This window comes from Ramlibacter sp. (assembly GCF_035627355.1).
Classification (GTDB): domain Bacteria; phylum Pseudomonadota; class Gammaproteobacteria; order Burkholderiales; family Burkholderiaceae_C; genus Ramlibacter.
Window position 1 is genome coordinate 332,808 of sequence record NZ_DASPLW010000007.1, and the last position, 11,650, is coordinate 344,457.

Genomic DNA, 11,650 nt, shown 5'->3' on the forward strand with positions numbered 1-11,650 from the left:
CCGCAGCGCCATGAAGCAGGCCCGAACCCTCATCGTCAACTACCACTACTGCGTCAGCGAGGCGGACAACCCGTGGCTCGCGCGCACGGCGGTGGCCCCGGACCGTTTCGAGCAGCAGGTGCAGCAACTCGCGCGCCTGGAGGCCGAGCGCGGGATCGTGCCGCTGGTGACCTTCGACGACGGGACCAGGGACATCTGGCGCAACGCCGTGCCGGTGCTGCGGCGCCACGGCGTGCCCGGCATCCTGTTCGTCTGCAGCATGCCCCTGCTGGAGCAGCGGCTGCTGAACGTGACCAAGGTCCACCTGCTGCAGGCCAGGCTGGGGCCGCAGGCCTTCCGGGAGCGCTTCATGGCGGCGCTGGAGGCGATCGGGGAGCCGATCGAGCTCGACGACCCGGCCCGCTTCGGGCTGGGCCGCATCTACCGCTACGACGGCCCCGAGGTGCGCGAATTCAAGCTCCTGCTCAATGCGAAGCTGCCCTACCCCATCGTGACGCAGTTGCTGGACGGCCTGTTCAGCACCGAGTTCGGCGACCAGGCCGCTGCGGCCGCCTCGCTGTACATGTCAGCCGACGAGGTCAAGGGCGCGCAGGATGCCGGCCTGCGCATCGGGCTGCACACCCACAGCCACTTCATGCTGGGGCGGCTGCCGGCCCCGGCGCAGGAGGCCGAGATCGCGCGCGGCCACCGCTATTTCTCCGACCTGCTGGGGCAGGCCCCGGCCGATCTCTCCTATCCCTACGGCGTGCCGGGCACCTGGAACGCCGACACCAAGTCCATCCTGTCGCGCCTGGGTATCCCGCGCGCTTACACCCTGGGCCGGGAAATCCACGACCCCCAGGTGCACGGCGACGCGCTGGAGATCCCGCGCTTCGACGTGAACGACGTCTTCGAACGCGACGGGCGACTCAAGCAGGACCTGGCTGGATGAAGGAATACGACCTCATCCTGGTCGTCGGCTACTTCAGGACGGCAGCGTCGTTCCTGTCGGTGGCGCGCGCGCTCGGCCGCTCGCTGCGGCTGGCCGTCGTGCCGGCCGATGCGGACCCCGCCATGAAGAGCAAGACCGGGGAGGCCCACGAGACCTTCATCGACCTGTGCCGGGGCTGGGGTGCCGACATCCTGGCGCCGGGGGAGCCGGCGCGCTGCGCGCTGATGGTGGTCCAGCAGTTCCCCTACGGCAACGAACTGGCGGCCACCCTCCGGCGCAGCATCGATGCCCGGCGCCAGGTGGCGCTGATGACCCTGGCCATGGCCGGCCTCGACAAGCACGACGCCTTCCTGGCCCAGTTCGACATCCGCAAGGCCTACGTGCCCAGCCGGCGTTTCATGCAGTTCCTGCTGGAGCGGCGAGGCGCGCAGGCGCGCTGGCGCGGCGTGGAGGTCGAGGAGGTCGGCCTTCCGTTCGCACGCCACCGCGTGTTTCCCGATTTCGGCGCCGACTGGCTGATCGCGGCACCGACCCTGTTCAGCTTCCATTCCGAGGCCGGCAAGCAGCAGTTCCTGCAGACGGTGCTGCAGTTGCTGGAGCAACTGCCGCCGCAGGACGTGGTCGTCTACAAGTCCCACAACGGCAACAGCCTCGACTACTTCGCGCCGCGCGTGCACCACCGGCTGGCCGGCCTGGTGGGGCGCATCCCCGGCGGCGGGCACCTGCTGCAGGGGCTGCGCAAGCTGCCGTCGGCCTGGCTGCGCCGCCAGGCGGACCGGGTGAGGACCTGCCTCCTGCACCGTGCCGTCCTGCGGCGTGCGGTGCCGATGGCAGATCTCACGCCCCATGCGGGCATGTCGCTGGAGGCCTTCCTCCCCGGCGTGCGCAAGGGCGTCATCGGCGGCCTGTCCAACACGATCTGGGGCGCGGCGTACTTCGACCTGCCGTACTACAACTGCGTGGACCCGTCGCTCCGGCAAGGCGCCTCGGAACTGCTGAACAAGCGCTCGGATGCCCTGCTCGACCTGAACCTGCAGTATTTCGGGGTGCCCTTCTGCGATGGCGACCTCCGCATGGATACCCGCCAGCTGCAGATCGTCCGGCCCGACGAGCGCCGCGGCGACCTGGTAGCCGCCCTCCTCGGCGACCTCGAACTGGCGCGCGAAGCCGCCACCGCACAGGCATGACCGGGGTGTCGCTGTCACGGCTGACCGCATGGCTGATCGCGGCCTACGCGCTGGACGTGCTCGTCCCCATCATCGACATCTTCGGACTCCCGGTGCCGAGGTACGTCGCGTCGATGTCGCTGTCGTCGGGCTTCATCCTGCTGGCGCTCGCGGCGCTGGTTCCGCTGGCGCGGCGCCAGCGCGTGCCCTTGCTGGGCCGGATCGAACTCGCTTTGGCCGGGGTGATCGCCTTCTGGGCCGGGCTGGAGAACCTGGCGGCGACCCGCATGGCGGGGAGTGCCGACTACTCGCAGGTGCTCGACTTCGTCCCGCCGCTGCTGGTGATCGCCGCCACGCGCCTGCACCATCGGCTGTTCGGCGAGCGGGACACCCTGGTGGAGGCCTTCGTCGCGCTCTCCGCCGCCATGGTGGCGGCGCATACGGCGCTGCTGGTGGCCATGACGCTGAACCTGCCCCTCCCCATGGTCCGGTTCGGCGAGCTGCGGGGCCGCAACGCCATGGCCCAGCTGATGCCTCTCTGCCTGTGGCTGCTGGCCTTCTTCCCGCTCCGGGACTGGCCCGTCCTCGGGCGCCGGTACGGGATGCTGGTCGTGCTGGGGCTGCTCAACCTGTGGCTCACGTCCACCCGGTCGGCGGTGCTGGTCATGGCCTGGTGCGTCCTGGTGGGGGTGATCCAGTGGTTCCCCGCCTGGCGGCAGCTGCTGTACGCGGCCCTGCTGCCCGCCGGGCTGCTGCTGGTGGCCCTGGCCGCGCTGGCCTATCCGATCGCCATGGGCCTGGGGGACGAGGTCCAGCAGTTCGTCGGCCACGGCGACAACGCACTCAGCTTCTGGTCCCGGGCACGCACCAACTTCATGCTGCTGGAAAAGCTGGCGGAGGATCCCATCCTCGGCCTCGGCTGGCGCGAAGTGGCCGCCACCCGGATCTATGGCTACATGGGCCACACGCTGTACGTGAACGTGCTGGCGGCCTACGGCTGGATAGGAGCGCTGCCGGTGCTGCTGCTGGCCGGCGCCTGGCTGTCCGGGCTGCGGCCCCGCGGCCGCGAGGCCGCCGCGCACTTCATCGTCCTCGCGCTGATGATCGAGAGCGTATTCAACAACGTGTTCGCCTTCTTCGGGGTGCCGCTCGCCCTGCTCGGGGCGGCACGCCTGCAGCATCTCCCGGAACTCCAAGAACATGGCTCAAAAGAAATCGCTCATCGCACCTGACGGATCGGCCCGGCGCTGGGCCGCCGCGATCCTGGTCTCCGTGCTGGCCTTCGGCCTGATGGCCTACGGCCTCGGGCTGCGGCCGGCCTACGTCTCCAGCGCCACGGTCCGCATCGGCGGCATCCTGGACAGCGGCACCGGCGGCATCCCGCACTTCGTGGCCTTCGATGGCGCCAACGAGGTCGAATACTTCTATTCCAACGAGGTGTTCTCCGGCATGCCCGAGGTGGCCAGCAACTGCACGGTCAACTCCAGGTACTCGCCGGACGGTGGGCGCGTGCAGTTCAGCTGCAAGGCCGGTACCGAGGAGCGGGCGCGCGAGCTGACCGAGACGGCCCTCAAGCCGATGCTCGATCGCCACGCCCGCAAGTCCGAGATCGCCGAGGAAATCGATGCGCATCGCAGGACGCTGATCGAGCAGCAGGCACGGGGCTACCAGCAGTCGCTGGACATCCTGCTGCAGGCGCCCGTCTCGGCGTTGACGAAGGTGCAGATCATCGAGTACCAGCTCAAGCTGGAAGCCCTTCGGGAGCGGCAGATCCTGGACCGGGCGCTCGGCCAGCGCGTCCGCCGCAGCGGCCTGGAAGGATCGACGATCTCGGTGACCGACCGGCGCCCGACCACCCGGACCTGGGCCCTGGTCGCGGCCCTGGCCCTCTTCGCAGGTCTCTTCGTGGCCAGTTTCTCCTGGATCCTCAAGCGCCTCGGCTATGACCCCGCTCGACACGACGCGTGATCGCCTGGCCGCCTTCGCGCGTGCCTGCGAGGCCGGCCAGGACGCCTTCCGCCTGACGCCGCAGGCGGAGCCCACGCCCTATGCGCGCTGCTTCGCCGTCTTCGTCTGGCGCCTGCTGAAGGATCCGCAGCTGCCGCAGCGCTCGGCGACGCTGGCCCGAGCCATCGTGGACGACATGCGCGCCTTCCGGGCCCGCCCGGGAATGGACGTGAAGGGCAAGCCCTACCGCCAGCTGCTGACCTTCTCGCTGAGCGCGCTGGCCGCCCTGCCGGGGTCATCGCCGGGCCTGCTCGACGACCTCGTCGCCGAGCAGCTGGCGGGCGATCCGGTGAGCGACCTCGAGGCCCTGGGTTGCCTGGCCGGCCGAGCCGGCAGCGGCAACCAGGCCATGTTCATCGCGATCTTCCTGCTGCACGGGCGCGACCGCCTGGGCCAGGCCACCCAGCCGCACATCGATCGCTGGGTCGACCGGCACCTGCGTCACATGAACCGGTTCGGCTTCTGGGGGCCGGACCGGCACATGACCCACCTGCAGTTCCAGAACGGCTACCACCAGCACGAGGTGCTGGAGTACCTCGGCGTCGACCACCCGCGCATCGCCGATGCGGTGGCTGCGGTCAGGGGCCTGGCCGACGCCAAGGGGCATTTCGCGCCCTACCCGGGCGGCGGCGGGTGCTTCGACTACGACGCCGTGTTCATGCTCACGCCGCATGGCCGGGTGCCGGACGAGGCCACGCGGGCCCAGCTGCTCAGGACCGCTTCCACGATCGCCTCCGAGCAGCGGCCGGACGGCGGCTTTGCCGAATCGGTGCACGTGCGCCCGCGCTCGCCGGCCAGCCTGCGCGGCTTCGCCACCCACATCCTGCAGGCGCGCGGCAACCGCGCCCTGTTCGCCGAGCGCCTGCGCCAGGGCCTGACCCTGCAGCGCCCCAAGCACGATCGCATCCACACCCACTGGAGCCGCTACTCTCGGCGCTGGGACGAGGCCGACCTGTGGGACAGCTGGTTCCGCATGCTGGCCCTGGCCCGCATCGAAGTGGCCATGGACCCGCAGCGTGCAGGCGACTGGGGCTTCATCGACTACCCCGGCATCGGCTACCACCCCTCGCTGGCCGCCGGCCAGGTCCCACACTGATGCGCTTCCACTACATCTCGCCCTCGACGCTGCCGTCGCGGGCGGCCAACTCGGTGCACGTCGTCTGGCAATGCGAAGGCCTGTGCCGCGCCGGGGCCGAGGTCAGCCTGTATGCGAAGCGCGCCATGGCGGACGCCGGGCAGCTGCGCGCCGCCTTGCGCGATGCCTACGGCGTCGACCACGCGGCGCTGCACCTGGACACGGTCCACAGCGACTCGTCGCGCGGCGACAACCTGCGCATCGCGCGCCATGCCGTGGCGGCCGTGCGGCGCGCCGGGCGGGGCGAACCCATCCTGTCGCGCAACCTGTACGCGGCCTTCGTGCTGGCGGTGCTGTACCGGACCCCGCTGCTGTTCGAAACCCACCAGCTCGAGACCGGCCTGCGCAAGCGGATGCAGCAGGCGGTGATGCGCAGCCCCTGGGTGACCACCATCGCGATCTCGGACCACCTGGTCGACTGCCTGGCGCAGCACCACGGCGTGGCGCCGCGCCGCTCCATCGTGCTGCACGACGCCGCGCCCGCGGGCATCCAGCCGGTCCCGGCCGCACAGCGGCGCACCCGGCTGGCCGCGCTGGCACCGCAGGCCGAGGGGTCCTGGAAGCGCGTCTGCGGCTACTTCGGCCACCTCTATCCGGGCCGCGGCATCGAGCAGGTCGAGGCCATGGCGGCCGGCCGCCCCGACTGCCTGTTCCTGGTGTACGGCGGCACCGAGGCCGACCTGGCCGCCCGCCGGGCGGCCAACCGGCTGCCCAACCTGCACTTCATGGGCCACGTGCCGCACCCGGTGGCGCGCGAGCTGATGGGCGTGGTCGACGTGCTGCTGATGCCGTACCAGGAGAGCGTCTCCATCGGGGTCGCCGGACACGACACGGCCCGCTGGATGTCGCCGATGAAGATGTTCGAGTACCTGGGTGCCGGCGTGCCCATCATCTCGTCGGACCTGCCGGTGCTGCGCGAGGTCCTGCAGGACGGCGACAACTGCCTGCTGGCCGCGCCGGCCGATGCCGGCGACTGGCTGGCGGCGCTGCAGCGCCTCGATGCCGATCCGGAACTGGCGGCGCGCATCGGCACCAACGCGCACGCACAGTACGAACGCAGCCACACCTGGACCCGCCGCGCCGAACGGATACTTGCCGCCGCCCGCGAACTGTGATGCGCACCGTCTTCATCCTCGTGCCCGCCCCGCGCCCGACCGGCCCGGTCAAGGGCGCCTATGCGCTCGCCAATGCACTGGCGCCGGCGCGGCCCGTGCGCCTGGTGTTCCTCAAGCCCGGGCCGGGCGTGGACGCGCCGCTGGATCCGCGCGTGCAGGTGATCTCGCTCGCGCAGGCGCCGGGCGGCTGGCGCGGCCGGCTGGCCGCCTATCGCGACTTGCTGCGCGGCGCCGGTGGGCGGCAGCAGGTCGGCTCCATCTCCATGTGCCTGTCGGCCGACTGGCTCAACCGCTTCTGCCGGGCCGAGGCGGTCACCTGCGCCAGCGTGCGCGGCAACCTGCCGCAGAACTACCGGCACGACTACGGCTGGACCGGCTCGTTCCTGGCGATCGCCCACCTGCTGGCGCTGCGGGCCTTCGACCACGTGGTGGGCATGACCGAGGCGATGGCGCGGCAGATCCGCTCCATTGCCGCCGTGCGCCCCCGTGTCATCGGCAACTTCGTGGACGAGGCGGCGCTGGACCCATACCGCCGGCCAGCGCCGGGCGACGGTCCGCTGCGCTTCGTCTTCGTGGGCTCGCTCGGTCCGCGCAAGCAGCCAGAGCTGGTGGTCCGGGCCATGGAGGCGCTGGCCGGCCACGACGTCCGCCTGGACGTGATCGGCGACGGCCCCCTGCGCCAGGCCATCGAGGCGTCGCTGCCGGCCCGCGGCCTGCAGGACCGGGTGCGCTTCCACGGCCAGCTGGCCGACCCGTATCCGCTGGTGGCCGCCGCCGATGCCTTCGTGCTGCCCTCGCGCTCCGAAGGCGTCTCGCGGGCCGCGCTGGAGGCGCTGCACCTGGGCGTGCCCTGCGTGCTCAGGGACGTGGACGGCAACGGGGAACTGCTCGCCGACCCGGCCGCCGGCACGCTGTTCATGCGCGAGGACGAGCTGGCGAATGCCATGATCCAGACCGCCACCCGTTCGCGGACGCGCGCCAGCCGTGCCAGCCTGCTGCCGGATGCCTTCCGGCAGGCCACCGCCGCCACCCAGTACCTGGCCCTCCTGGAAGGGACTGCATGACCGCCCCGGACAACTACTACGAATACCTCAAGGGACGCAGCCGCCTGGGCCTCTGGTACCGCCGCCATTGGCTGTACCCGCGCCTGTGCCGCCACGTGAAGGGCCAGGCCCTGGACGTCGGCTGCGGCATCGGCGACTTCCTGCGCCACCGGCCGGGCACGGTCGGCGTGGACATCAACCCGGCCACGGTCGAGTGGTGCCGGCAGCAGGGGCTGGACGCGCGCCTCATGTCGCCGGACCGGCTTCCGTTCGACGATGCATCCTTCGACAGCGTGGTGCTCGACAACGTGCTCGAACACCTGGAGGCCCCCGGCCCGCTGCTGGCCGAGATCCGCCGCGTGCTGCGGCCGGACGGCGTGCTGGTGGTGGGCGTGCCGGGCCGGCGCGGCTATGCGAGCGATCCGGACCACAAGGTGTTCTACGACGCACCGGCCCTGGTTGCGGCGATGGCGCAGGCCCGGTTGGCGTCGAAGCGCCTGTTCTTCACGCCGTTCCGCTCGGCCTGGCTGGACGGGCACATGCGCCAGTACTGCGTCTACGGGGTGTTCCGCCGTGACTGAGGCGGCCCGCCCATCGATCGCCGTGTCCGTGGTCAGCCATGGACAGGGCCGGCTGGTGGCCGACCTGCTGCGCGACCTGGTGCTATGCCCCGAAGTCGGCGAGGTGATCGTCACGCAGAACATCCCGGAGCCCGAGATCAACTTCCCCGAGGCATTGCGAAGCCGGGTGCACGTCATCCGCAATGCGCAGCCGATGGGGTTCGGGGCCAACCACAACCAGGCGTTCCGGCATGCCAGCTCGCCGCTGTTCGCCGTGCTCAATCCCGACGTGCGCCTGCCGGAGGACCCCTTCCCGGCGCTGACCGCTGCGCTCGAGCGGCCGGGCGCCGGGCTGGCGGCGCCGGTGGTCCTCAGCCCCGAGGGCACCATGGAGGACAGCGCCCGCTACTTCCCGACGCCGGGGCAGTTGCTCTCGCGGCTGCTGGGCGGCGGCGAGGGCCGGTTCCCGGTGCAGGGACAGGCCCCGCTCGCCGTGGACTGGGTGGCCGGCATGTTCATGCTGCTGCCGACCGCGGTCTTCCGGGAGGTCGCTGGCTTCGACGAAGGTTTCTTCCTCTACTGCGAGGACGTGGACCTCTGCGTGCGCCTGTGGAAGTCGGGCCACCGGGTGCTGCTGCATCCCGGCGTGTCGGTGGTCCATGCGGCGCAACGCGCCAGCCGGCGGCGGCCGCGCTACCTGGCCTGGCACGTGTCCAGCCTGGCCCGGTACTTCTACAAGCACCTCGGGCGCTTGCCGCGCATCCGGCCCGAGTGAGGACAGCCGCCGCGGCGACGCGCGGCCCGCCCTAGAAGTGAATCCCCCGCATCATCTGCTGCAGCGCCACCGCCTCAGCCGACAGCTGCGGCTTTGCGCCGTCCTTCTCCCCCTTGGCGGCCGATGAATCCGGGAACATCCGGAAGCTGGTGTTCATCACGATCTGGGCAATGCGCGGCACCAGTGCGTGCAGCAGCTCGCCCGTGATGCCCAGCCGGGTCGCGATGCGCACCGGCTTGGCGATGCAGGCCTCGGCGATCATGTCGGCGGCCTCCTCCGGCGAGAGCGTGGGCACGTTGTTGTAGATCTTGGTGGGCGCGATCATGGGCGTGCGCACCAGCGGCATGTTGATGGTGGTGAAGGTGATGCCCTGGTCCTGGTACTCGCTCGATGCGCAGCGGGTCCAGGCGTCCAGCGCCGCCTTGCTGGCCACGTAGGCCGAGAAGCGCGGCGCGTTGGTCAGCACGCCGATCGAGCTGATGTTCACCACGTGGCCGCGGCGCCGGGCCACCATGCCGGGCAGCAGGCCCATGGTGACGCGCAGCGTGCCGAAGTAGTTCAGCTGCATGGTGCGCTCGAAGTCGTGGAAGCGGTCGTAGCTGGCCTCGATGGCGCGGCGGATCGAGCGCCCCGCGTTGTTGACCAGGAAGTCCACCCCGCCGTGGTCGGCGACCAGCTGCTGCACGAAACGGTCGCAGTCGGCCATGTCGGCCAGGTCGACCGGGTAGGCGATGAACCGGCAGCCCTTCGCCTGTGCTTCGGCGCAGGCTTCGTCCAGCTTGTCCTGGTCCCGTCCGCAGATCAGGGTGGTCGCGCCGGCCTCGGCGAACTTGTGCGCCGCGGCCAGCCCGATGCCCGAGGAGCCGCCGGTCACGAGCACCACCTTGCCGCCCACGGTGCCGCGCAGGCTGCGGTCGATGTGCAGGTCGGGGTCGAGGTGGCGCTCCCAGTAGTCCCACAGGCGCCAGGCGTAGTCCTTCAGGTTGGGACAGGCGATGCCGCTGCCCTTGAGCGCGGCCAGCGTCTCGCGGCAGTCGAAGCGAGTCGGGTAGTTGACGAAGTCCAGCATGTCCTCGGGCAGGCCGAGGTCCTTCATCACCGCCCGGCGGATGCGGCGCACCGGCGCCACCGCCATCAACCCCTTCTTCACGCTCTTGGGAATGAACCCGAGCAGCGCGGCGTTGACGAACAGGTTCATCTTGGGCGCATGCGCCGCCCGCGCGAAGATGTCCAGCACGTCGCCGACGCGGTAGCCCACGGGGTCGACCAGGTGGAAGCACCTGCGGTCGATCTGGGGCTTGTGGCTGATGTGGTCCAGCGCGTCGACCACGAAATCCACCGGCACGATGTTGACGCGCCCGCCCTCCAGCCCCACGGCGGGCATCCAGGGCGGCAGGACCTGCCGCATGCGCTGGATCAGCTTGAAGACGTAGTACGGCCCGTCGATCTTGTCCATCTCGCCGGTGCGGCTGTCGCCCACCACCATGGCCGGGCGATAGACCGTCCACGGCACCTTGCATTCCTTGCGCACGATCTTCTCGCTCTCGTGCTTGGTCATGAAGTACGGGTGGTCCAGCCCCTCGGCCTCCTCGAACATGTCCTCCCGGAACACGCCTTCGTACAGGCCGGCGGCGGCGATCGAGGACACATGGTGGAAGTGCCCGGCGGCGATCGCCTTGGCGAACTCCACCGTGTTGCGCGTGCCTTCGATGTTGACGGCGACCTGGCTCTCCTCGTCGGCCGAGAGGTCGTAGACCGCGGCCAGGTGGTAGAAGTGGTCGACCTGGTCCTTGAGCTGCCGGATGTCCTGCGCGCTCACGCCCAGCTTCTTCGCGGTGAGGTCGCCGTACACCGGGATGGCACGCGAGGCCGGCACGCCCCAGTGCTCGCGCAGCGCCGCGACCTTGCCTTCGCTTTCCTTGCGGATCAGGAAATGCACGACCGAGCCCTTGCGCTCGAGCAGCTTGCCGACCAGCCGCTTGCCGATGAAGCCGGTCGCGCCGGTGACGAAATAGTGCATGGGAAGCTCCTCCGGATGGGCGCCGCCGCAGCAGGCGGGCACGTGTTCGTTGGCGGCAGATTCTGGTGCAAAGGCGGGCGGCGCCGTTTCCGCGTTAACCCACAGACCGGCGGGCGCGGCGAGCGCGGGGGCTGCGCGCAGGCGGGCCGATTTAGGAACCCGTGCCTACCGCATGCCCGCCCTGCGCCGTACAGTCGGCTGCATCCATCCACCCCACCTGGAGTCCGCACCATGGTCAAGAAGATCCAGCGCACCGGCGAGGCCGGCACCAACAAGAAGGACAAGGGCGGCGTGCCGCTGTCCAGCACGGTCCGCGAATCGGCCAGCCAGATCTGGCTGGCGGGGCTGGGCGCCTTCGCCAAGGCGCAGGGCGAGGGCAACAAGGTGTTCGACACGCTGGTCAAGGAAGGCCTGTCGATCCAGCGCAAGACGCAGGCGGTCGCCGAGGAGAAGATCTCCGAGGCCACCAGCCGCATGGCCCTGATGGCCACCGACCTGTCGTCCAGGGCCTCCGGCCAGTGGGACAAGCTCGAAACCATCTTCGAGGAGCGCGTGGCCCGCGCCCTGAAGAAGCTGGGCGTGCCCTCGGCCAGGGAAGTCGATGCGCTGATCGCCCGCATCGACGAACTCAATCGCAGCGTGGCCGCCCTGGGCGGCAAGACGGCGTCCACCGCGCGCAAGAGCAGCAGCACGCGCGCGAAGGCGAGCGCGAAGAAGGTCGCGGCCAAGCCGTCGAGCAAGCGCGCGGCCAAGAAGGCGGCCTGAGCAACCGTCTTGGCGGTCAAGCGCTATGAAGCGTCGGGTCCCATCTCGAGCCGTGCTTGGCGATAGCGTTGAGCATTGTCAGCAGCTTGCGCATGCACGCCACGAGTGCGACCTTCTTGCGCTTGCCAGCCGC

11 protein-coding genes and 1 pseudogene are annotated in these 11,650 nt (G+C 70.4%); 10 read left to right on the forward strand and 2 right to left on the reverse strand.

What is annotated here, in order from left to right; translation table 11 throughout:
• The first annotated feature begins 10 nt into the window (after window positions 1–10).
• The 9 genes from VEC03_RS03040 to VEC03_RS03080 are packed head-to-tail and all read left to right on the forward strand — an operon-like array spanning window position 11 to window position 8,732.
• A complete protein-coding gene (locus tag VEC03_RS03040) occupies window positions 11–931 on the forward strand; it encodes a polysaccharide deacetylase family protein (RefSeq protein ID WP_324912649.1) in 921 nt (306 codons plus the stop codon).
• Window positions 928–2,118, forward strand: a complete 1,191-nt coding sequence (locus tag VEC03_RS03045; RefSeq protein ID WP_324912650.1) for a hypothetical protein — start codon at window positions 928–930, stop codon at window positions 2,116–2,118. Before VEC03_RS03040 ends, VEC03_RS03045 begins: the two co-directional genes overlap by 4 nt.
• On the forward strand, window positions 2,115–3,329 hold the full coding sequence (locus VEC03_RS03050) for a hypothetical protein (RefSeq protein ID WP_324912651.1): 1,215 nt from the start codon (window positions 2,115–2,117) through the stop codon (window positions 3,327–3,329). Before VEC03_RS03045 ends, VEC03_RS03050 begins: the two co-directional genes overlap by 4 nt.
• The gene (locus VEC03_RS03055; protein ID WP_324912652.1) at window positions 3,298–4,065 is read left to right on the forward strand and encodes a hypothetical protein; all 768 of its coding nucleotides are present in this window, start codon (window positions 3,298–3,300) and stop codon (window positions 4,063–4,065) included. Before VEC03_RS03050 ends, VEC03_RS03055 begins: the two co-directional genes overlap by 32 nt.
• Complete coding sequence (locus VEC03_RS03060) at window positions 4,040–5,200, forward strand: hypothetical protein (protein WP_324912653.1); 1,161 nt, start codon at window positions 4,040–4,042, stop codon at window positions 5,198–5,200. Before VEC03_RS03055 ends, VEC03_RS03060 begins: the two co-directional genes overlap by 26 nt.
• The gene (locus VEC03_RS03065) at window positions 5,200–6,354 is read left to right on the forward strand and encodes a glycosyltransferase family 4 protein (protein ID WP_324912654.1); all 1,155 of its coding nucleotides are present in this window, start codon (window positions 5,200–5,202) and stop codon (window positions 6,352–6,354) included. Before VEC03_RS03060 ends, VEC03_RS03065 begins: the two co-directional genes overlap by 1 nt.
• Complete coding sequence (locus VEC03_RS03070; RefSeq protein WP_324912655.1) at window positions 6,354–7,418, forward strand: glycosyltransferase; 1,065 nt, start codon at window positions 6,354–6,356, stop codon at window positions 7,416–7,418. Before VEC03_RS03065 ends, VEC03_RS03070 begins: the two co-directional genes overlap by 1 nt.
• The gene (locus VEC03_RS03075) at window positions 7,415–7,978 is read left to right on the forward strand and encodes a class I SAM-dependent methyltransferase (protein ID WP_324912656.1); all 564 of its coding nucleotides are present in this window, start codon (window positions 7,415–7,417) and stop codon (window positions 7,976–7,978) included. Before VEC03_RS03070 ends, VEC03_RS03075 begins: the two co-directional genes overlap by 4 nt.
• A complete protein-coding gene (locus VEC03_RS03080) occupies window positions 7,971–8,732 on the forward strand; it encodes a glycosyltransferase family 2 protein (RefSeq protein ID WP_324912657.1) in 762 nt (253 codons plus the stop codon). Before VEC03_RS03075 ends, VEC03_RS03080 begins: the two co-directional genes overlap by 8 nt.
• 31 nt (window positions 8,733–8,763) lie before the next feature.
• On the opposite strand, the gene VEC03_RS03085 is transcribed toward VEC03_RS03080, so the two are convergent.
• Entirely contained in the window at window positions 8,764–10,752 is a 1,989-nt protein-coding gene (locus VEC03_RS03085) for an SDR family oxidoreductase (RefSeq protein ID WP_324912658.1), read from the reverse strand.
• A 231-nt stretch (window positions 10,753–10,983) separates the two neighbouring features.
• Between VEC03_RS03085 and VEC03_RS03090 the strand changes: the two genes are divergently transcribed.
• The gene (locus VEC03_RS03090) at window positions 10,984–11,517 is read left to right on the forward strand and encodes a phasin family protein (protein ID WP_324912659.1); all 534 of its coding nucleotides are present in this window, start codon (window positions 10,984–10,986) and stop codon (window positions 11,515–11,517) included.
• 16 nt (window positions 11,518–11,533) lie between these two features.
• Here VEC03_RS03090 and VEC03_RS03095 read toward each other — a convergent pair.
• Window positions 11,534–11,650: pseudogene (locus VEC03_RS03095) on the reverse strand (IS110 family transposase); the annotation flags it as partial.